We start from the raw sequence: 20380 nt of genomic DNA on the forward strand, positions 1-20380 counted from the left end.
GCGCGGCGCGGTCGGCGCGCGCCTGTGCAACGGCGCCGCGCCGGGATTCGGCTGACCGCTGGAGCGCGGAGACCTCGCCCGCGGTCGCGCTGGTATCGGGCAGCGCGACGATCGCGGCCTCGGCCTGCGCGACTTCGGCAGCGACCACATCGCGCTCCGCGCCGGTTTGTGCGGCGCGCGCAGCAAGATCGGTGCGCTGCCCGGCGAGCCGCTCGATCTGATTGGCCGCGCGGTCGATGCGCTGCTGGGCGTCGCGGGCGGCAGCTTCGGCGCGGGAGAGGGTGGCGCGTGCGGTGCCGGCGGCGGTGCGCGCGGCGGCGATCGCGGCGTCGATCGTGGCAAGCGCGGCGTCGGCCATGGTTACGGCGGTGCGCGCGGCGGGTAATTCCTCCTCGATCGCGGCGAGCCGATTGAGCCGTTCGAGCCGCTCCGCCGCCGCTGCTCCGCCGCTCCGTGCGACGAACCCGTCCCAGCGACGAAGCTGCCCCGTCAGCGTCACCAGCCGCTGCCCGACCGCGAGCGCGCGCCCGTCGTCCGCCGGGACGACGATGATCTGCGCCAGCCGCCGCGCGAGTTGCGGCGGCGCGGCGACATGCGCGGCAAGTGCATCCCCGGCGGGCGCGGGATCGCCGGGCAGCGCCGCCGCGCCCGCCCAATGCGCTTGCGCGGCGATATCCAGCCCAACCTCCAGATCGTCGCCCAATGCCGCTGCGAGCGCACGTTCGTAGCCGGGCGTGGCGCGGACGTGATCGAGCAACCGATCGCGGCCCGAACGCTGCGTCGCGCGGGTGAGCGTGGCGGCCTCGCTCTCCAGCGCGGTGAGTTCCGCGCGCGCGGCGGCGCGGCGGCTCTGTGCCTCGTCGCGGGCGGAGAGGGCGGATTTCTCCTCCTCCTCGGCGCAGGAGAGATCGCGCCCCGCCTGTCCGGCGTCGGTTTGAGCGGTCGCCAGCGCCTGCTCCGCGCCCACACGGCCCTCCTCCAGCGGCCCGGCATCGGGCAAAGCGGCGAGAGCGGTGGCGGCGGCGCGTGCCTCGCGTTCGGCGCGTTCGGCGCGGGCGCGCGCGGCGGCGAGTGCCGCATGGGCAACGCGCGTTTCCGCCGCCTCGCTCGCCTGTCGCGCCAGCGCCTGCGCGAGCGCCACCTCGGCGTCGCGCGCGTCGCGCTCCGCTTCGGCCTGCGCATGATCGAGTGCGGGCAGATCGGCGGCGGCGGCGGTGATTTCCGCCTCCAGCGCCTTGCTCTCGCCGGTGAGCCGCGCCAGCGCCTCGGCGGCATCATTGGCGAGTTGCCCCTCGCGCTCGCGATCCGTGGTGATCCGTGCGGCTGCGTCCGCCAGTTCGGCGAGGCGGCGTTCGATCCCGGCCTTTTCGGTGGTGAGTGTGGCGAGCCGGTGCGCGACATCGGTCACCCGATCGCGCGCGGCGAGTGCTGCGGCGCGCGCCTCGGCCAATGTTTCGGTCGCCTGCATCTGATAGGCGGCGGCGGCGTCTTGTGCTTCTCCGGCGCGGGCGACGCGTGTTTCGGCCTCGGCGGCTTCGGCTTTTGCGGCATCCGAAGCGCCTGCCGCCTCGCGCCAGCGGCTGAAGATCATCCGCGCCTCGGCGACGCGGATTTGCGCGGAAAGCACGCGATAGCGCTCGGCCTGTCGCGCCTGCCGCCGCAGCGCCGCCGCGCGTGTTTCCTGATCCGCGATCACTTCGTCGAGCCGCTGGAGATTTGCCTCGGTCGCGCGCAGCTTTTGCTCGGCATCCTTGCGGCGGACGTGCAGGCCAGCGATCCCCGCCGCTTCCTCCAGCATCGCGCGGCGCTCGGCGGGCTTGGCGGAGATCACCGCGCTGATCCGCCCCTGGCTGACCAGCGCGGGCGAATGCGCGCCGGTCGCCGCGTCCGCGAACAGCAACGCCACGTCCTTCGCGCGCACGTCGCGCCCGTCGATGCGATAGGCGGAACCAGCGCCGCGCTCGATGCGGCGGACGACTTCCTTCTCCTCGCCCTCAAGCTCGGCGAGGATGGAGACTTCGGCGAAATCGCGCGCCGGGCGGGTCGCGGTGCCGGCGAAGATCACGTCTTCCATGCCAGCGCCGCGCATCGACTTGGGCGAATTCTCGCCCATCGTCCAGCGCAACGCCTCCAGCAGATTGGATTTGCCGCAGCCATTCGGCCCGACGACACCCGTAAGCCCCGGCTCGATCCGAAGATCGGCCGGGTCGACGAAGCTCTTGAAGCCCGAAAGCCTCAGCCGCTTTATCTGCATCGCGCGCGCCCCCCTTTGACGCCGATGCCGCCGGGATCAGGCGCCTGCGTTCTTCAGCGCCGCTTCGATCTGCGGCCAGGTGACCGATCCTTCGAGCGGCTTGCCGTTGAGGAAGAAGCTCGGCGTGCCGGTGACATTATGCTGCTGCATCCCGGCCTCGGTGATCTTGGCGATCGCTTCCAGCTTCTTGCCATCGGCGAGGCAGGCGCGGGCCTGCGCCTCGGTGACGCCGCGCTGCTTCACGAAATCGAGATAGCCGAGATATTCCACCCATGCGGTCGCCTGCTGCGCCGGGGTCATCGCCTGAAGCTTCTGCTGGAAATCGGTGGGGAGCTTTTCGAGCTTTTCGAGGAACTTGGGCTGCTCGACATACATTTGTTCGAGCAGTGGGAAGAACGGCGCCTCGCCGACGCATTCGCCCAGTGCCGCAACGCCAAGATCGGGGGCGTGGACGAGGAAGTCGCGGAATTCATACGAGACCTTGCCGGTCTTGACGTAATTTTCCTCCAGCGGCTTCATGCCCGTCTGGCCGAACGCGCCGCAGGTGGGGCAGGTGCGCGAGCCATATTCCACCAGCTTGATCGCCGCATCGGGATTGCCCATCAGATAGCCGCCGTCGGCGGTTTTCGAGACAACCTGGGTCCAGTCCTGCCCCGCCGGCGCGGCCACGGCGGCGACCGGCGCGGCAGGAGCGGAGGAATTGCCCGCGCCATTGCCGCCACAGGCGGAAAGCAAAGCGAGCGCGGCGGCCGAAACGGCGAAACGAAGCGTCATGGGTGGTTCACTCCAGAAATTGTCATTTGGCCCGAAGGGTTCATTTGGCACCGGCGGCGCGCAGCATCGGTTCGAGCTTTGCCCAATCGACGCCCTCGATCAACTTGCCGTTCAGTTCGAATGCCGGGGTGCCGCGAATTCTGCCGGCGATCGCGGTGGCGCGCTCCATCACCTTTTGCGCGACGCCGGGGTCGGCGAGGCATTGGTCGATCGCGGCCTGCGACATTCCCGCCTCGCGCGCGATTACGTCAAGCCCCGCGCCCTGCGCGATCAGCCGATATTGCGCCGCCGCGCCGTACAGCCCGAGCCGCTGGGCGTTGGCGGAATCGAAATCCACCGCGCGTTGCAGCCATTGTTCCTGCTGGGCGAACAGCGCATCGTGCAGCTTCGGGAAAATCGCCGGGCCGGAGCAGTGCGCCAGCATCGCCGCGACGAGATCATAGCGATCGTGGATCGAACTGCGAATTTCGAGGCTGAGCGAGCCGGACGCGATCATCCTGCCTTTCAGCACCGCCGCCGAATCGCGCGTGAAATGCATACAATGCGGGCAGGTGTAGCTGACATATTCGACCAGCTTCACCCGCGCCGCCGGATTGCCGATGACATAGCTGCCCTGCGCGGCGGGCGCGGCAACGCTCGCCCATGGGCGCGGCGCGGCGACGAGCGGGGCGGAAAGCGCGAGCGCGAGGATCGGGAGCAATCGTTTCATCGGATGATCGGCAGCCTTGGTGTCGCGACGCCGGAGGCAAGCGCCTCCAGCACCGCCTTGAGTTCGGGATCGCCGATCGCGCGCAGGCTCTCGCCCAGTTCGGCGGGGACGGGGCGTGGCTCGGGGCGCGGGCGGGGAATTGCGCGTGGCGCGACATCGCCCTGCCGGATCGAGACGCGCGCGATCGCGGCATAACCGAAGAAGCGGTTCACCCGCTCGATGATCTCCGGGGTGATATGGCTCATCATCGCGGCATGGGCGCCGCGCACGGTGAGCGTCAGCACGCCATCCTGCTTCTTCCCCTGCGGGAAGCGGATCGATTCGGGGCTGCTGGCGCGGGCCAGCTTCTCGCCAACGATCTCCGGCCAGCGCGTCACCACGGCGGACTGGACGAAGCCGAACCTGCGAAACGCCGCGCCGCCGATCGCCGGCAGCAGTTCGGCCACCTGTCGCGCCCGGTTCTGCCGCACTGGCTCTGGCTGTGGTGCACGCGGGCGCTTGCTCATTCGGCTGCTCATGCCATAGCCGGGGCGTGGACGCCAAGCGCTCGATCAGTGACGATTTGCTTATCTGGTATGACGCGCATCGCCGTGACCTGCCATGGCGCGCGGCACCGGGCGCCCGCGCGGATCCCTATCGCGTCTGGCTGAGCGAGGTAATGCTCCAGCAGACGACGGTGGCGACGGTGATCCCGCGCTTTTCCCAATGGATCGCGCGCTGGCCGGATATCGCCAGCCTTGCCGCCGCCGACGAAGCGGCGGTGATGGCCGCCTGGGCGGGGCTTGGCTATTACGCCCGCGCGCGCAATCTGGTGAAGGCGGCGCGCATCGTTGTGATCGAGCATGGCGGCAGGCTGCCCGATACGGAGGCGGCGCTGCGCGCTTTGCCGGGTCTCGGCGACTATACCGCCGCCGCGATCGCCGCGATCGCCTTCGGGCGGCGCGCGGTGGTGATCGACGCCAATGTCGAGCGCGTTGTCTCGCGGTTGTTCATGGCCGCCGGCAAATCCGCCGTTCGCGCCGCCGCAGAGGCGATCACGCCCGATGAGCGCGCCGGTGATTTCGCGCAGGCGATGATGGACCTTGGCGCGAGCATCTGCACGCCGCGCAGCCCGCGCTGCATGTTGTGTCCGCTCGCCGGGGATTGCGGCGCACGGGCGGCGGGGGCGCAGGAAAGCTATCCGGTGAAGCCGGCGAAAAAGCCGCGGCCACAGCGTTACGGCACGATCTTCTGGCTGGAGCGCGATGGCGCGGTGCTGCTCGTGCGGCGCCCGGCGCATGGGCTGCTTGGCGGGATGCGCGCCTTGCCGACGGGGCCATGGGCCGACAGCCAGCCCGCGCTGGCCGATGCGCCGGTGGCGGGGGAGTGGCGGCTGCTCAACACGACGGTTAGCCATGTTTTCACGCATTTCGCGCTCGAACTCGCGCTTGCCGTTGCCCGCGCGGACGCGCACAAACCGCGCGAGGCTGAGGAATGGTGGCCGGTGGAGACGATTGATTCGGCGGGCTTGCCGACCGTCTTCGCCAAGGCCGCACGGGCGATTAGGGGAGTGTGATGCGGTTAATCCATCTGATCGGCGCCGGTGGCGCGCTGGCGATGATCGCCGCCGGGGCGAGCATCGCGCGGCAGGCGGAGCCCGCGCCGGCGGTGCAGACGCCCGCGATGCCGACGGTCGCTGCGCGCACCAATTCGATCCTGCCCAATATGCAGGCGCTGTTCGATGGCTATGTCGCGGATGGCAAGATGCCCGGCGTGGTCGGCGCCTTCGGCTTCGGCGATCGGCCCACCCTGTTCGTTTCCGCCGGCCGGATCAGCGATGATCCCAATGCCGCGCTCGCCGGGCCGGATAGCCTGTGGCGCGTCTATTCGATGACCAAGCCGATCACCGGCATGGCGGCGATGATCCTGGTGCAGGAAGGCAAGATCCGGCTCGACGATCCGCTCAGCAAATACTTCCCCGCCTTTGCCAAGATGCGCGTGCTGACCAGCCCGGATACCTCGCTGGACAGCGTTCCGGCGAAAAGCCAGATCACGATCCGCGAATTGCTGACCCACACCGCGGGCCTCAGCTACAACATTTCCGCCAAGGGGCCGTTGCTCAAGGAATATGAGCGGCTGGGCATCCTTCCCGGTCAGGTCAATGCGCAGATGGAGGTGCAGGCACGCAAAGCCCGTCCGGCGACGCTCGCGGAATTCGCCGATCGCGTCGCACAGGCGCCGCTGATCGCGCAGCCGGGGACGAAGTGGAGCTATTCGATCGGCCTCGACGTGATGGGCGCGGTGATCGAAAAGGCGAGCGGGATGCCGTTCGATCGCTTCGTCCAGACGAAGCTGCTCGATCCGCTCAGGATGACATCGACCTATTGGACCGTTCCCGCGCGCGAGGCGGGGCGCCTGTCGACCAATTATGTTTTCGTTGGTGACCAGCGGATGCCGATAGATCCGGCGGCCACATCGGTTTACCTTCAGCCGCCGAGCTTTCCCTATGGCGGCGCGGGGCTGGTAAGCTCGGCGCGCGATTATGATCGCTTTCTCCATATGTTGCAGGATGGCGGCACGCTGGATGGCGTGCAGGTGATGAAGCCCGAAACGGCGGCGCTGGCCATGTCGAACCTGCTGCCGGCGGGAGTGATCTTCGGCGGGCTGGGCGATGGCACTGGCGGCAACATGTCCGCGAAGATGGGCTTCGGCGCGGGCGGTTCGGTCTATCTGGAGGATGGCCCCGGCGGGGTGCCGGCGAAGGGCACCTATGGCTGGGGCGGTGCCGCCGGCACGATCGCCTGGGTCGATCCGGTGAAGAAGATACGCGGCACAGTGATGGTGCAATATTTTCCGTCGGAGAAATGGCCGTTGCGGCAGGAAGTGGTCGCAGCACTCGCCAGGGATGTCGCGAGGTTCCACCGATGATCGCGACGGGATTTACCGGCGGCACGCTCGATCGCGCCGATCACATGCGCCACGATGCGGATGCGCTGGCCGCCGCGATCGGCAATTGGCAGGCGCGGCTGCTCAAGCTCGAAGGCTGGGAACCGGAAGTAACCGAGGATGGCCGGCTCGGCTGGACGATGCTGACCGAGGCATCGGACGAGGCGGAGTTCGTGCTGCTCGGGCTGGACGAAGGGCGCCCGCGCTTCGCGGCATACGAACCGGCGGCGGGCGCCGCGCCGCCTTTTCGCTCACCCAGCCTGTTCGGTATGCTCGATCAGCTTCAGGAGGGGGAGGCGGCCACCTTCGCCGCCGCGCGCTCGGTGCTCGATTGGCACGCGCGGCACCGTTTCTGCGCCAGTTGCGGCGGGCCGACGCGGATGTTTCGGGCCGGCTGGGCGCGGCGCTGCGACAATTGCAATTCGGAGCATTTCCCGCGCGTCGACCCGGTGGTTATCATGATCGCCGAGCATGACGGTCGCGCGTTGCTTGGCCGCCAGCCGAGCTGGCCCGCTGGCCGCTATTCCGCGCTGGCCGGTTTCGTCGAGCCGGGGGAGTCGCTGGAAGAAGCGGTGCGCCGCGAGATCGCCGAGGAAGCCGGCGTGCGCGTCGGCGAGGTGCGTTATGTCGCGAGCCAGCCGTGGCCGTTCCCGTCGCAACTGATGATCGCCTGCGTCGGCATCGCCGAGGGGGATGCGCTGACGATCGACAGAAACGAACTGGAAACTGCCGGCTGGTTCACCCGCGACGAGGTGCGCGCATCGCTCGCGGGCGAAGACGCGCCGTTCACCGCGCCGCCGCGCTACGCGATCGCGCATACGCTGCTAACCGAATGGGCGCGGGGATAGCGGGTGGCGGCGCGGGTAACGTCCGCCCCGCGCTCATCCGCCGGTGAACGTCATCCCCGCCTTCGCGATCAGCCGCTTGCGCAGCGCATCGCCCATGATCGCGCCCGGCGTCCATATGCCGCCGCTGCCCGCCACATCCTCGACCAGGCAAAGCGCGCTTTCCGCGAGCATCTTGCTGGTGGAGCCATAGCCCGGATCGCGATCGCCGGTGACGACCGCGTCGATCCGCGTGCCATCGGGCATCAGGCCGATGAACAGCACATCGTAATGCCCGCTGTCGCGTTCTTCCTTCGACGGGCCTTCGCCGGGCTTCGGCCCCTTGTCGCCGCCCAGCGGGTTCATCTTCGCGATCGCTTCGGCGGCGGCCTTGCCGATATCGCCCAGCCCCGCGACCATCATCTCGTCATAAACGAAATCGCCGCCGTATTTCTGCCCGAGGAGGAAATTGGTGCGATGGACGTTCTTGGTGTTGATCGGCGCCATGATGAACGGCGCGACCCAGGCGTTGATCGTCGGATCATATTCCGGAATCAGCCCGGTCGGCTGATGCGGGCCGCTGTGGCCGGGGGTGAGCGCGAACGGGCTGGTGAGCAGCGCGAGCAGCGAGGGATCGCGCGCGGCGGCGGCCAGCGTCGCCTTCAGGCTCGCCGCGGTGCCGCCGGAGAATTTGCCCTTCATCGTCCGCACGCGGCATTTCACGCGCGGCGCGGGTTTGCCGAAGCGCTTGATCGCGGCCTCCTGCAAGGTCAGCACACCCAGATCGAACGGAATCGAATCAAAGCCACAGGAAAAGACGATCCGCGCGCCGGTTTCCTTCGCCCGCGCTTCATGCGCGTCGATCATCTTGCGCATCCATCCCGGCTCGCCGCACAGATCGACATATGCCGTGCCGGTCTCGACGCAGGCGGCGACGAGATCGCTGCCATAGAGTTGATACGGCCCGACGGTGGAGATCACCACGGTCGCGCGGGCTGCCATCGCGCTGAGGCTGGCGGGATCGTCCGCATTGGCGGTGATTAGCGACACCTCGGCGGCGACGCCCATTTCGTCGCGTACTTCCTGAAGCTTGGAGAGCGAGCGCCCGGCCATCGCCCATTTCGGGCCGCCCGCGCCATAGGTTAGCTGGAGATATTCCGCCACCAGCCGCCCGGTGAAGCCGGTTGCGCCATAAACGATCACATCGAATTCGCGGGCCATTGCAGCTCTCCTTGTATTTTCCCCCAATAGGATAGGGACATTTGTGTACCAACCAAGCCCGTCATTTCCGCGAAGGCGGGAATCCTGAGGCACTTGTGTTTCGCTTCTATCAGATCGTTCAGCGTGAATGGATTCCCGCCTTCGCGCGAATGACGGGAGAGCGGCCTGCGCTACGCCGCTTCGCTGAACTGGAGGCTGGCGAGCCGCGCATAAAGGCCGCTGCGCGCCATCAGCGCGGCATGGGTGCCTTCCTCCACGATCCGCCCGTCGTCCATCACCACGATGCGGTTAGCGGCGCGCACGGTGGCGAGGCGATGCGCGATGACAAGCGTGGTGCGATCGGTCATCAGCCGGTCAAGCGCCTGCTGGACGAGCAATTCGCTTTCCGCGTCGAGCGCGCTCGTCGCCTCGTCGAGCAGCAGGATCGGCGCATCGCGTAGCAGCGCGCGGGCGATCGCCACGCGCTGCCGCTGCCCGCCGGACAGCCGCGCCCCGCCTTCACCGAGATAGGTATCCAGCCCATCGGGCAGCGCGCGAAGGAAATCGGCGGCATTGGCGGCTTCGGCGGCGGCCCAAAGCTCATCGTCATGCGCTTCCCAGCGGCCGTAGCGCAGATTGTCCCGCGCGGAGGCGGCGAAGATCACCGTCTCCTGCGGCACCATCGCGATATGCGAACGGATCGCGGCGGGATCGGCATCACGCAGGTCGATGCCGTCGATCGTGATGCGCCCGTTCGCCGGATCGTAGAAGCGCTGGAGCAACTGGAACAGCGTCGTCTTCCCGGCGCCCGACGGGCCGACCACCGCCACGGTTTCGCCCGGCGTGATCGCCAGGCTGAAATCGTGGAGTGCCGCTGTATCCTGTCGCGTGGGATAGCGGAATTCGACATGCTCGAACGCGACCGCGCCGCGCGGCGGCAGCGGGAGCAGCAGCGGGGCAGGGGGCGCGGCGATCTCGGGGCGTTCGGCGAGCAGTTCGGAAAGGCGCCCGGCGGCGCCTGCGCCACGCAACAGATCGCCATAAACCTCGGTCAGCGCGCCGAATGCGCCGGCGACGATCCCGCCGGTCAGCACGAAAGCCGCGATCGCGCCGCCGGAAAGGCGCCCCGCGGCAACGTCGATCGCGCCCTCCCACAGAACCAGCGTGATCGAGCCGAAGATCAGCCCGATGACGATCGCGGTCATCATCGCGCGCACCAGGATGCGGTGGCGGGCGGCGGCCATCGTCGCCTCCACCGCGTCGGAAAAGCGTTGCGCCTCGCGTTCCTCCTGCCCGAACGCCTGCACGATCTTCATCGCGCCGAGCGTTTCGGTCGCCATCGCGCCGACATCGGCGATGCGATCCTGCGAGGTGCGCGAATAGGCGCGCACGCGGCGCCCGAGCAGCGCGATCGGCAGGATCACCACCGGAATGCCCAGCACCAGCATCCCCGCGAGCTTGGGCGAGATCGCGAACAGATAGATCAGCCCGCCAAAGCCGGTGAAAAGATTGCGCAGCGCGACGGAAACGGTCGATCCGACGACATTCTCGATCTGCGCGGTATCCGCCGTCAGCCGCGAGGCGATTTCGGACGGGCGATTTTCCTCGAAGAAACGCGGGGTGAGCGTGAGCAAGTGGCGCTGCACGCGGGCGCGGATATCCGCCACCACACGCTCGCCGAGCCATGACACGAAATAGAACCGGATCGCCGTCGCCACCGCCAGCACCACGACGATCATCAGCAGATAGTGGAACGGGCCGGCTACATCGCCATGCTCTCCGGGGCCGAAGCCGCGATCAATCACGCGCTTGAAGCTATAGGGGATTGCGATCGTCGCCAGCGAAGTGACGGTGAGCGCGGCGCAAGCCGCGGCGATCCTGCCGGGATAGCGGCGCGCGTGCTCCCACACCAACGCGAGATTGCCGAGACGGCGGCGAGGGGCTTCGGTGGGCGCTTCGGTGGACATGTATCGCGCCTAGCAGGGGCGCTCTTCCGGCTCAACGGCGCGGGCGTGCCAACGGAGCGTGCCGAAAGCTGCTTCGCGATTGCAGCATTTTAATTTGTCATCGACCCGAAACGGTTTACCTAGTTTGAATTCAAAGGTTCGGCAGCACAGGATACCCGATGCTCTACGACGCATATGAATTCCAGCGATCGGTGCTCGCCAGCGCGGGGGCGTGGGCCAATTTCGGCGCGGGCATGTTGCAGAATCCGGCAAACCCATTCGCCTATTTCGGCGGCGGCACGGTGATGGCCTCCGCGCTTGAGGTGTTCGCCCATGCCGCCGCGCCGCGCGGCAAGCCGGCGTTCGGGCTCGATCGCACTATCGTCGATGGCCGCGAAGTCGATGTGATCGAGGAAATCGTGCTGCAAAAGCCGTTCGGCCAGCTCAAGCGCTTCGTGCGCAAGGGCGTGACGGGCGGGCCGAAGCTGCTGATCGTCGCGCCCATGTCGGGCCATTTCGCCACGCTGCTGCGCGGCACGGTGGAGCGGATGCTGCCGACGTGCGATGTTTACATCACCGATTGGCGCGATGCGCGGCAGGTGCCGCTGTCCGAAGGCTTCTTCGATCTCGACGATTATGTCGATTATCTCGTTGAATTCATGGAGGCGATCGGGCCGGGCGCGCATATGCTCGCGGTGTGCCAGCCTTCGGTGCCCTGTTACGCGGCGGCGGCGCTGATGAGCGCGGACAAGAATCCGTGCCGACCGAAGACGCTCACCATGATGGGCGGCCCGATCGACACGCGCGAAGCGCCGACAGCGGTGAACACGCTCGCCACCGAGCGGCCACATGCGTGGTTCAGCCAGAATGTCATCGCCACCGTGCCGATGATGTATCCGGGCGCGGGGCGGCGGGTCTATCCCGGATTCCTCCAGCTCACCGGCTTCATGTCGATGAACCTTGGCAATCACATGATGAGCCACTGGCAGATGTTCAAACATCTCGTGCGTGGCGATGGCGAAAGCGCGGAGGCGACCAAGGAATTCTACGACGAATATCGCTCGGTCTGCGACATGACCGAGGAATTCTACCTCCAGACGATCGACGTGGTGTTCCAGGAACACAAGCTGCCGAAGGGCGAGATGACGCATCGCGGGCGGGCGATTGATCTTGGCGCGATCACCGATATCGCGTTGCTGGCGGTGGAGGGCGAACGGGACGATATCTCCGGCATCGGGCAGACCAAAGCGGCGCTGACGCTGGCGACGAACCTTCCGGACGAGAAGAAGCAATATCTGCTTGCGGAAGGCGTTGGCCATTACGGCATTTTCAACGGCTCCAAATGGCGCGATCGCATCGCGCCGGTGGTGGAGCGGTGGATCGCCGATCACGACTGATCGGGTTGCGCGTGCCCCGGCGCGGCCGGGGGCGTATCGCGGCTTAATTCTTGAGCCGCCAGCCGGTGCGAAACACCACGGCGATCGTGGCGAGGCACGCGGCAAGCAGCCCGAGCGTGACGGTGAGGCTCACCGCCACCGCCACGTCGCTGGTGCCGAAGAAGGTCCAGCGAAAGCCATTGATAAGATAGACGACCGGGTTGAACAGCGTCACCGTCCGCCATGGTTCGGGCAGGATATGCACCGAATAGAATGCGCCGCCGAGAAAGGTCAGCGGGGTGACGATCAGCAGCGGGATCACCTGCAATTGTTCGAAGCCCTTGGCGAAAATGCCGATGACGAAGCCGAACATGCAGAAGGTGACCGAAACAAGCACGAGATAGCCGATCATCGCGAACGGATGCTGGACGGTGAGATCGACGAAGATATGCGCGGTCGCGAAGATGATGAGCGCGATCAGCAAAGATTTGCTCGCCGCCGCGCCGACATAGCCGAGCACCGTTTCGAACGGCGATAGCGGCGCGGAGAGCAGTTCATAGATCGTGCCGGTGAAGCGCGGCATATAGATGCCGAAACTGCCGTTCATGATGCTTTCGGAAAAGATCGCGAGCAGCATCAGCCCCGGCACGATGAACGCGCCGTAAGGCACGCCCGACACTTCGCGCATCTGCGATCCGATCGCCGAGCCGAACACGATGAAATAGAGCGAGGTGGTGATGACCGGCACCAGCAGGCTGGTCCAGATCGTGCGGCCGAAGCGCGCCATTTCAAAGCGGTAGAGCGCCCAGACGCCGTTGAGGTTCATCGCCGTTCTTCCCCCACCAGATCGACGAATATGTCCTCCAGGCTCGATCGCGACGTTTCCAGATCCTTGAATGCGATCCCGCGATCGGAAAGCGCGCGCAGCAGCGAGGGGACGCCGGTATGCTCGGCCTGCGCATCGAAAACGTAGCGCAGGGTGTGGCCGTCATTCTCCAGGCGCGGGCTCCATTGCTCCAGCCCGTCCGGCAGCGCCGCGAGCGGCTCGACCAGCGCCAGTTCCAGCTCGCGGCGCCCCAGCTTGCGCATCAGCGCGGCCTTCTCCTCGACCAGCAGCAGCTTGCCACGGTTGATTACGCCCACGCGGTCGGCCATTTCCTCGGCCTCCTCGATATAATGCGTGGTGAGGATGATCGTCGCGCCCGCATCGCGCAGCCGATGGACCAGCTTCCACATATCGCGGCGCAGCGCGACATCGACGCCGGCGGTCGGCTCGTCGAGGAACAGGATCTGCGGCTCATGCGCCAGCGCCTTGGCGATCAGCACGCGGCGCTTCATCCCCCCGGAAAGCTCCAGAATCCGCGCCTTGCGCTTGTCCCACAGCGAAAGATCACGCAGGATCTGCTCGATATAGGCCGGGTTCGGGCCATGGCCGAACAGCCGGCGCGAAAAGGTGACGGTGGCGAGCACGCTTTCGAACGAATCGGTCGAAAGCTCCTGCGGCACCAGCCCGATCGCGCGCCGCGCCGCCTTGTAATCGCGGATCGCGTCATGCCCGGCGACGGTGATCGTGCCCGCCGATGGCTTGACGATGCCGCAGATGATGCTGATGAGCGTTGTCTTGCCCGCGCCATTGGGGCCGAGCAGCGCGAAAATCTCCCCCTTGCGGATCGCGAGATCGACCGGCTCCAGCGCGGTTACGCCGCCGGCATAGGTTTTGGCGACGCCCTCAACGCGGAGGATCGCCTCGCCGGTCACGAACGCGCGGCCCGCGCGGCGGCGATCGCCTCCTGCAATTTGTCGAGCGGCAACGCGCCGGATAATACGCGATCGCCGACGATCCAGCTCGGCGTGCCGCGCATCCCGAGTTTGGCGGTGGTGGCGAGGTTGTTGCGGATTTCGTCGTCGGCATCCGACGGCGTCTTGGCGAGATCGACCCCGGCGGCGCGCGCGGCGGCGGCGATCGTCTGGTCGCTCACCGGGCCGCCGGCATAAAGCGCGTCGTGGAATGCCTTGAACTTGCCCTGCGACGCGGCGGTGAGCGAGGCGCGCGCGGCGGTGAGGCTGGTTTCGGCCAGCACCGGCATTTCGCGGAACACGATGCGCAGCTTCGGATCGGCCTGCACCAGCTTTTCCAGCGTCGGCAGGCTGGCGCGGCAATAGCCGCAATTGTAATCGTAATATTCAACCAGCGTCACATCGCCGTTCGGATTGCCCATATAGGCGTTGCCATAAGGCGTCTCGATCGCCGAGCGCATCGAGCCGATCACCTTGGCGTTCTCGCGATCGTTTAGCCGCTGCATCGCCTCGGGGATGATATCCGGATTGGCGAGGATATAGTCGCGCACGGTGTGTTCGATGCGCGCGCGATCGCCATCGGAAAGCGCGCCCGGCGCGATACGTTCGGCGAGCCAGGTGCCGCCCGCGCCAAACGCCGCGCCGATCACCACCAGCGCCACCAACAGGGTACGGTTCATCTGGATGAAGTCTCGGCTTGAAAGGATAGCGCATCAAACGACACCCCGGCCATTCCCGCGCGGGCGGGAATCCGGAAGCACTGCGGTTGCGGCTCCATCATGGAGACCTGCGAGAATGGATTCCCGCCTGCGCGGGAATGACGGGGCGGCGATTTCATTTGCGTTTATACTTCTTCGGGTTGTCGTTCATGTCGTTCTGCGCCGTCATCGCGATATCCTGCGCGCGAATCCAGTCCGGCGTATTCTGCGGGATGCCGGCCATCGCGATCCGCGCGGTATAGGCGGCGGTGCGCATGTCGCCGTTCATGCTCGCGGTTTCCGCGGTGGCGAGCGCGGCGCGCGCCTGGTCGCCGCTCTGTTCATAAGCGGTGCCGAGTTGATACCAGGCGAAGGGATTCTCGTCATCGCGCGCCACCGCCGTGCGCAGCACCTTGATCGCTTCGGGCAGATTGGCCTTGTTCTCCGTCGCGATCAGCGCGTGGCCGAAGGTGGTGGCGATCAGCGGATTGTTGCGTGACAATTCGGTCGCCGCGCGCAGCGGCGCCAGCGCCTCGTTCGGCTTGCCCGCCTCAAGCAGGATCTGGCCTTTGATCTCAAGGAAATATGGGTCGTTCGGCGCGGCCTTTACCAGCGCGTTCGCTTCCGCATCGGCTTTGTCGGGGAAGCCGGCCTTGTGATAGGCATAAGCCCGCGCGTAATGCGCGTAGATCGACTGGTTGCTTTCGGGATAGGCGGCGAGCGTGCGTGGCGCGGGGTTCACATAGCCCGCGAGCTTCGCCTTGACGCGCAGGAACCGTTCCTGAAGCGCGGGATCGGGCGGGGTGTTATAGGCCGGGGAGGCGGTGATATCCGCCGTCATCGTCTGGATGCGATCGCCCGACAGGGGGTGGGTCTGCATGAACGGGTCGATATTGTTGAGCCCGTAGCGATATTCCTGCTGTTGCAGCGTCTTGAAGAAAGACAGCATCCCCTTGCCGGTGATCCCGGCGGTGTTGAGATATTTCACCGCGCTGGCGTCCGCGGTCGATTCCTGCGTGCGGGTGAAGGCGAGGAACTTGCCCAGCGCGGCCTGTTGTCCAGCGGCCATCACGCCCATGCCCGCTTCGCCCGCACCAGCGGCGGCGGCGGCGATGCCCAGCACCATGCTGAGCAGATAGATCGCCATCGCGGGCTTCGTCCCCGCGCTCGCGTTGACGATATGGCCGTCGGCGATGTGGCCGAGTTCATGGGCGATCACGCCCTGCACCTGATTGGCGTTGTCGGCGCTCTGGATCAGGCCGGAGTGGATATAGACGATCTGGCCGCCGGCCACGAAGGCGTTGATCGAATCATCGTTGACCAGCGCGAATTGCACGTCGCGCGGGCTTAGCCCGGCGGCCTTCACCAGCGGCGCGGACATGTCGCGGAGCAGGGATTCGGTTTCCGCGTCGCGCAACAGCGATTGCGCATGGGCCGGTTGCGCCCAGATGAGGATGGCCGTGGCAAAGGCGGCCAGCGTCCGCTTCATCGAAAGACTTCTTTCCTGCGCATGGCCCGTAAATGGGCGGAGACGACCGGGTTTCTGCGACGGTTGCGATGAACCGACGCTGAAACCCGGTCGCCCACGATCACGCGCCGAACGTCCGCTGCCACCAGCCGCGGCGTGGCGCGCCGGACGCATCGTCTGCGGCGTCACTCTCGCCAGCGTTCGCCTCGGCGGCATCGCTTGCGGTCGCGGCGGCGGGCGCTTCGGCCTCCGCCGCTGCGTCCGCCTTCTTGCGGCGAGTGCGCTTGGGCTTGGCGGGCGCTTCCGCTGCTGCATCGGCAGCGGGTTCGGCGGGCGTCGCCGCAGCGGCGACTGCCGCCTCCGCTTCGATATCCGCCTTCTTGCGGCGGGTGCGCTTCGGCTTGGGCGCCGGCTCCTCGGTCGGCTCCGCAGGGGCCGGAGCCTCGGCTGCGGGCGCCTCCGTGGTGGCGGTTGCCTCCGCCTTGCCGGCAGCGCGCGCGCGCGGGCGGCGGCGCGTTTTCGGCGCGGCTTCCACTGCGACCGGGGCCTCGACGGCTTCCGGCTCGGCGGTCACGACCGCGACTGTTTCTTCCGCGACCGGGGCCTCCTCGTTCGCCTCTTCGGAGGTCACGCCCGCTTCGTCGCGATTCCGGCCACGGCCACGGCGCCCGCGACGGTTGCGACGACGACCGCCCTCGCGCTCGCCCTCGGCCCGCGCCTCGCCGGCTTCGTGATGCTCGTCGGCGTCGGCTTCCGCCTCGTCATCGGCGGCCTCATCGGCAACGCCATCCTCGGACACCTCACCCTCGGGGCGAGCCCGACCGCGACGACCACGGCGACGGCGACGGCGACGCCCGCCTTCGCCTTCCTCACGCGGGCGATCGGTGCGGCGGTCCTCGGCGGCTGCTCCCTCCTCGTCCTCGGCGTCGATCTCGTCCTCGAACTCCTCGGGGTAATCCTCCTCGATCTCCTCGACCGGGGCGGCGAACTTCGGCGCATAGGCGGGCGGCGGGCCGGATGCCTCGACCGACATGCGCGCGCCTTCCTGTTCCCCATCGGGGAGGATTTCGACGCGGACGCCGTAGCGATCCTCGATCTCCGCGATATCGGCGCGCTTGCGGTTGAGGACATAGACCGCCGCCTCGACGCTGGCGCGCAGCGTGAGCAACGAGCCGCGACCGCGCGCCGCTTCGTCCTCGATCAGCCGCAGCGCGGAGAGGCCGGCGGACGATGCGGTGCGGACGAGCCCAGTGCCCTCGCAATGCGGGCAGGCGCGGGTCGATGCCTCCAGCACGCCGGTGCGCAGGCGCTGGCGGCTCATTTCCATCAGGCCGAAGGACGAGATGCGGCCGACCTGGATGCGGGCGCGATCGTTCTTCAGCGCCTCCTTCATCGCCTTCTCGACCTTCCGGACATTGGAATTGTTATCCATGTCGATGAAGTCGATCACGACGAGGCCGGCCATGTCGCGCAGGCGCAACTGGCGCGCGATTTCGTGCGCGGCCTCAAGATTGGTCGCTGTCGCGGTCTGCTCGATATTGTGCTCGCGCGTCGAGCGGCCCGAGTTGATGTCGATCGAGACGAGCGCCTCGGTCGGGTTGATGACCAGATAGCCGCCGGATTTGAGCTGCACCACCGGATGATACATCGCGGCGAGCTGATCCTCGACATGGCTGCGCTGGAACAGCGGGATCGGATCGCTGTAATGCTGCACCCGCCGCGCGTGGCTGGGCATCAGCAGCTTCATGAATTCCTTCGCCTGGCGATACCCCTCATCGCCCTCGACGATCACCTCGTCGATATCCTTGTTATAGATATCGCGGATCGCGCGCTTGATGAGATCGCTGTCGCCATAAACCAGCGCCGGCGCGGACGAGGAGAGCGTCTGCTCGCGGATACCATCCCACAGCCGGGCGAGATAATCGAAATCCCGCTTGATCTCGACCTTGGTGCGCTGCAACCCGGCGGTGCGGACGATGCAGCCCATCGACGATGGCAGCTTCAGATCCGCCATGATCGCCTTCAGCCGCTTGCGATCGCTCGCGTTCGAAATCTTGCGCGAGATGCCGCCGCCGTGCGACGTATTCGGCATCAGCACACAATAGCGGCCCGCGAGGCTGAGATAGGTGGTGAGCGCCGCGCCCTTGTTGCCGCGTTCTTCCTTCACGACCTGCACCAGCAGCACCTGGCGGCGGCGGATCACGTCCTGAATCTTGTAGCGGCGGCGCAGGTTCATGCGGCGCTGGCGCAGCGCCTCCACCTGATCGTCGTTGACGGTCGAGCGGGCCGGGCGCGCTTCGCCATCTAGCTCATCGGCGTCCGTGCCGCCATTGTCGTCGAACTGCTCGCCATCCTCGTCGGACGCCTCATCGGCCTCCTCGGCGGCTTCCTGTTCGGCGCGCAGGGCAGCTTCCTCGGCGGCGTGCTCCGCCTCCTCACGCAGCAATGCGTCGCGATCCTCCTTGGGGATCTGATAATAATCCGGGTGGATTTCCGAGAAAGCGAGGAAGCCGTGGCGATTGCCGCCGTAATCGACGAACGCCGCCTGAAGCGATGGTTCGACGCGGGTTACCTTGGCGAGATAGATATTGCCCTTGAGCTGCTTGCGCTCGGCGCTTTCGAAATCGAATTCCTCGATCCGGTTACCCTTGACCACCGCCACGCGGGTTTCTTCCCGGTGGCGTGCGTCGATCAGCATACGCATTGTCATTGAATAGTCTCCGCGCACGGGCGCCGAATGGCGGCGCTGCCGTGCGATAATCTGGCGCGGGCCGGGCGACGTGCCCGACCGTGCGAATTGTTGGTGAAATCGCCTTCGTCCGCGCCGCACGCCGGGGCGCGTCGCCCCGGAACAAGCCCAAACCCGCGCCGCCGGCGAGAGCCGGGCGGTTCAGCGGTGGGGAAAGATGCGGCATGTGAACGTCAACCTGATAGCCCGATCCCGCGAAAAAGCGGGCGGGCGGTGGGCCGGAAGTGAGCGCGAACAACACGCGCCTTTCCGGTCAAGGTGGTGACTAGCACCGGACTTGTCACGCATCAACCGGCACGTCCTGCCGCAAAACGCTCGTCGCGGCGTCAAGCCCCTGTTAACCCGTATAATGTCAGGCTTTATGGTGAATCGCCCCAACGCAGGGAGGGGCGGGAAAGGGCGATGAGGGCGGCACGGATGGTGGGGCGATGGGCCGATACGGTCGCGCGGCGATGGTGTCGCGCTTCGGCGGCGGTCGTCCTCGCGCTGCTCGCCGGTGTCGCCGATGCCGCGACCGTGCGGCAGATCGAAATCGAACATGATCGCGTGCTGATCCATTTCGATGATGCGGTCGGGCAGGCATCGAGCTTCGTGCTCGATGCGCCGCGCCGGATCGCGATCGACATTGATGGCGCGCGCCCCGGCCCGTCGCTGGCGGGGGATGGCGCGGTTGCCGCGATCCGCCAGGGCTGGCGCGGCAGCGATGGCGCGCGCGTCGTGCTCGATCTGGAACGGCCGATGATCGTTTCGGGCGGCGAGTTTCGCGATGCCGGGCGCACGCTGGAACTGACGCTGGAGCGGGCCAATGCGCGCCGCTTCGCTGAGGCGAGCGGGGAACGCCCGCTGAGCTTTCTGCCGTTTCATTTCGGAGACAGTAGGCCGAAGTACAAGATTTCCGTTCCTGTTCCGCCGGCGAAGCGCGCGCCGTTGCCGCGCGTGTCGGGCGCTGCCGATCGTCCGCTGGTGGTGATAGATGCGGGGCATGGCGGGGTGGATCCCGGCGCGATCAACACCGAGAGCGGGTTGCGCGAAAAGGACGTTACGCTGAAGATCGCACGGGCGATCCGCGACAGGCTCGTCGCCTCGGGCCGCGTGCGGGTGGCGCTGACGCGTGACGACGATCGCTATCTGGTGCTGCGCGAACGCTTCGGGATCGCGCGGCGGCTGCACGCCGATCTGTTCATCTCGATCCATTGCGACAGCGTGGGCGCGGGGGATGCCAGCGGCGCGACCGCCTATACGCTGTCGGAAGTCGCGTCGGACAAGGAAGCCGCGCGGCTGGCGGCGCGCGAGAACAAGGCCGATATCATCGCCGGGGTCGATCTCGATCAGAACCCGGATGTCTCTTCGATCCTGATCGACCTCACGCAGCGCGAGACGATGAACGCGTCCGCAGGTTTCGCCCGATTGCTGGGGCGCGAGGCCGCGCCGCTGATGCCGGTGAAGGCGAATTTTCATCGCATGGCATCGCTAATGGTGCTGAAGGCGCCGGATATGCCCTCGATCCTGTTCGAGACGGGATACATCTCCAATCCGCAGGATGCCGCCTTCCTCGACAGCAAGGCCGGGCGCGAGCGGATCGCGGAGAGCGTGAAACGCGCGGTGGAAATCCATTTCGCGCGGCGCGTCGCCGCAAAATAGCTGTCGTGCGACGGGTGGT

The 20380-nt window shown here is 67.0% G+C and carries 16 protein-coding genes; 5 read left to right on the forward strand and 11 right to left on the reverse strand.

Features of this window, described 5'->3' with window-relative positions; translation table 11 throughout:
• From Q0316_RS01720 to Q0316_RS01735, 4 genes are all read right to left on the reverse strand, one after another.
• Nucleotides 1-2254, reverse strand: a 2254-nt coding sequence (locus Q0316_RS01720) for an AAA family ATPase (protein ID WP_298668782.1), incomplete at its 3' end; no start/stop codon positions are given.
• 36 nt (nt 2255-2290) lie between these two features.
• Entirely contained in the window at nt 2291-3028 is a 738-nt protein-coding gene (locus Q0316_RS01725) for a thioredoxin domain-containing protein (RefSeq protein ID WP_298668785.1), read from the reverse strand.
• 40 nt (nt 3029-3068) lie between these two features.
• A complete protein-coding gene (locus tag Q0316_RS01730; RefSeq protein ID WP_298668788.1) occupies nt 3069-3737 on the reverse strand; it encodes a thioredoxin domain-containing protein in 669 nt (222 codons plus the stop codon).
• Entirely contained in the window at nt 3734-4255 is a 522-nt protein-coding gene (locus Q0316_RS01735) for a DUF721 domain-containing protein (protein WP_298668791.1), read from the reverse strand. Before Q0316_RS01735 ends, Q0316_RS01730 begins: the two co-directional genes overlap by 4 nt.
• 14 nt (nt 4256-4269) lie before the next feature.
• Between Q0316_RS01735 and Q0316_RS01740 the strand changes: the two genes are divergently transcribed.
• The 3 genes from Q0316_RS01740 to nudC are packed head-to-tail and all read left to right on the forward strand — an operon-like array spanning nt 4270 to nt 7510.
• On the forward strand, nt 4270-5292 hold the full coding sequence (locus Q0316_RS01740) for an A/G-specific adenine glycosylase (RefSeq protein ID WP_298668793.1): 1023 nt from the start codon (nt 4270-4272) through the stop codon (nt 5290-5292).
• Nucleotides 5292-6644, forward strand: coding sequence for a serine hydrolase (locus Q0316_RS01745; RefSeq protein ID WP_298668796.1), 1353 nt, complete (start codon nt 5292-5294; stop codon nt 6642-6644). The genes Q0316_RS01740 and Q0316_RS01745 overlap by 1 nt, the downstream gene beginning before the upstream one ends.
• Nucleotides 6641-7510, forward strand: coding sequence for an NAD(+) diphosphatase (nudC, locus tag Q0316_RS01750; RefSeq protein WP_298668798.1), 870 nt, complete (start codon nt 6641-6643; stop codon nt 7508-7510). The genes Q0316_RS01745 and nudC overlap by 4 nt, the downstream gene beginning before the upstream one ends.
• Before the next feature lie 33 nt (nt 7511-7543).
• Here nudC and Q0316_RS01755 read toward each other — a convergent pair whose 3' ends face one another.
• Both Q0316_RS01755 and Q0316_RS01760 read right to left on the reverse strand, forming a co-directional pair.
• The gene (locus tag Q0316_RS01755; protein ID WP_298668801.1) at nt 7544-8707 is read right to left on the reverse strand and encodes a saccharopine dehydrogenase NADP-binding domain-containing protein; all 1164 of its coding nucleotides are present in this window, start codon (nt 8705-8707) and stop codon (nt 7544-7546) included.
• 170 nt (nt 8708-8877) lie between these two features.
• On the reverse strand, nt 8878-10653 hold the full coding sequence (locus tag Q0316_RS01760; protein ID WP_298668804.1) for an ABC transporter transmembrane domain-containing protein: 1776 nt from the start codon (nt 10651-10653) through the stop codon (nt 8878-8880).
• Nucleotides 10654-10811: 158 nt separating this feature from the next.
• Between Q0316_RS01760 and Q0316_RS01765 the strand changes: the two genes are divergently transcribed.
• Entirely contained in the window at nt 10812-12029 is a 1218-nt protein-coding gene (locus Q0316_RS01765; protein WP_298668807.1) for a polyhydroxyalkanoate depolymerase, read from the forward strand.
• Nucleotides 12030-12072: 43 nt separating this feature from the next.
• On the opposite strand, the gene Q0316_RS01770 is transcribed toward Q0316_RS01765, so the two are convergent.
• From Q0316_RS01770 to Q0316_RS01790, 5 genes are all read right to left on the reverse strand, one after another.
• Nucleotides 12073-12834 carry an ABC transporter permease gene (locus Q0316_RS01770; RefSeq protein WP_298668810.1) on the reverse strand — a complete coding sequence of 254 codons (762 nt, stop codon included), beginning with the start codon at nt 12832-12834 and terminating at the stop codon, nt 12073-12075.
• Nucleotides 12831-13766, reverse strand: a complete 936-nt coding sequence (locus Q0316_RS01775; RefSeq protein ID WP_298668813.1) for an ABC transporter ATP-binding protein — start codon at nt 13764-13766, stop codon at nt 12831-12833. Before Q0316_RS01775 ends, Q0316_RS01770 begins: the two co-directional genes overlap by 4 nt.
• Entirely contained in the window at nt 13763-14485 is a 723-nt protein-coding gene (locus tag Q0316_RS01780; RefSeq protein WP_298668815.1) for a DsbA family protein, read from the reverse strand. The genes Q0316_RS01775 and Q0316_RS01780 overlap by 4 nt, the downstream gene beginning before the upstream one ends.
• Before the next feature lie 154 nt (nt 14486-14639).
• Complete coding sequence (locus Q0316_RS01785; RefSeq protein ID WP_298668818.1) at nt 14640-15992, reverse strand: M48 family metalloprotease; 1353 nt, start codon at nt 15990-15992, stop codon at nt 14640-14642.
• 100 nt (nt 15993-16092) lie between these two features.
• Entirely contained in the window at nt 16093-18669 is a 2577-nt protein-coding gene (locus Q0316_RS01790; protein ID WP_298669061.1) for a ribonuclease E/G, read from the reverse strand.
• Between the two features lie 453 nt (nt 18670-19122).
• Here Q0316_RS01790 and Q0316_RS01795 point away from each other — a divergent pair, with 453 nt between their 5' ends.
• Nucleotides 19123-20361, forward strand: coding sequence for an N-acetylmuramoyl-L-alanine amidase (locus Q0316_RS01795; RefSeq protein WP_298668821.1), 1239 nt, complete (start codon nt 19123-19125; stop codon nt 20359-20361).
• Nucleotides 20362-20380: the final 19 nt, after the last annotated feature.

It is taken from the genome of uncultured Sphingomonas sp. (genome assembly GCF_937871615.1).
GTDB lineage: Bacteria > Pseudomonadota > Alphaproteobacteria > Sphingomonadales > Sphingomonadaceae > Sphingomonas.

Excerpts from the sequence above, each read along its gene's own strand:
- Q0316_RS01770 (WP_298668810.1), bottom strand. The coding sequence starts at position 12,834 with ATGAACCTCAACGGCGTCTGGGCGCTCTACCGCTTTGAAATGGCGCGC.
- Q0316_RS01765 (WP_298668807.1), top strand. The coding sequence starts at position 10,812 with ATGCTCTACGACGCATATGAATTCCAGCGATCGGTGCTCGCCAGCGCG.
- Q0316_RS01725 (WP_298668785.1), bottom strand. The coding sequence starts at position 3,028 with ATGACGCTTCGTTTCGCCGTTTCGGCCGCCGCGCTCGCTTTGCTTTCC.
- Q0316_RS01745 (WP_298668796.1), top strand. The coding sequence starts at position 5,292 with ATGCGGTTAATCCATCTGATCGGCGCCGGTGGCGCGCTGGCGATGATC.
- Q0316_RS01785 (WP_298668818.1), bottom strand. The coding sequence starts at position 15,992 with ATGAAGCGGACGCTGGCCGCCTTTGCCACGGCCATCCTCATCTGGGCG.
- Q0316_RS01795 (WP_298668821.1), top strand. The coding sequence starts at position 19,123 with ATGAGGGCGGCACGGATGGTGGGGCGATGGGCCGATACGGTCGCGCGG.
- nudC (WP_298668798.1), top strand. The coding sequence starts at position 6,641 with ATGATCGCGACGGGATTTACCGGCGGCACGCTCGATCGCGCCGATCAC.
- Q0316_RS01780 (WP_298668815.1), bottom strand. The coding sequence starts at position 14,485 with ATGAACCGTACCCTGTTGGTGGCGCTGGTGGTGATCGGCGCGGCGTTT.
- Q0316_RS01755 (WP_298668801.1), bottom strand. The coding sequence starts at position 8,707 with ATGGCCCGCGAATTCGATGTGATCGTTTATGGCGCAACCGGCTTCACC.
- Q0316_RS01790 (WP_298669061.1), bottom strand. The coding sequence starts at position 18,669 with ATGCTGATCGACGCACGCCACCGGGAAGAAACCCGCGTGGCGGTGGTC.
- Q0316_RS01730 (WP_298668788.1), bottom strand. The coding sequence starts at position 3,737 with ATGAAACGATTGCTCCCGATCCTCGCGCTCGCGCTTTCCGCCCCGCTC.
- Q0316_RS01760 (WP_298668804.1), bottom strand. The coding sequence starts at position 10,653 with ATGTCCACCGAAGCGCCCACCGAAGCCCCTCGCCGCCGTCTCGGCAAT.
- Q0316_RS01735 (WP_298668791.1), bottom strand. The coding sequence starts at position 4,255 with ATGAGCAGCCGAATGAGCAAGCGCCCGCGTGCACCACAGCCAGAGCCA.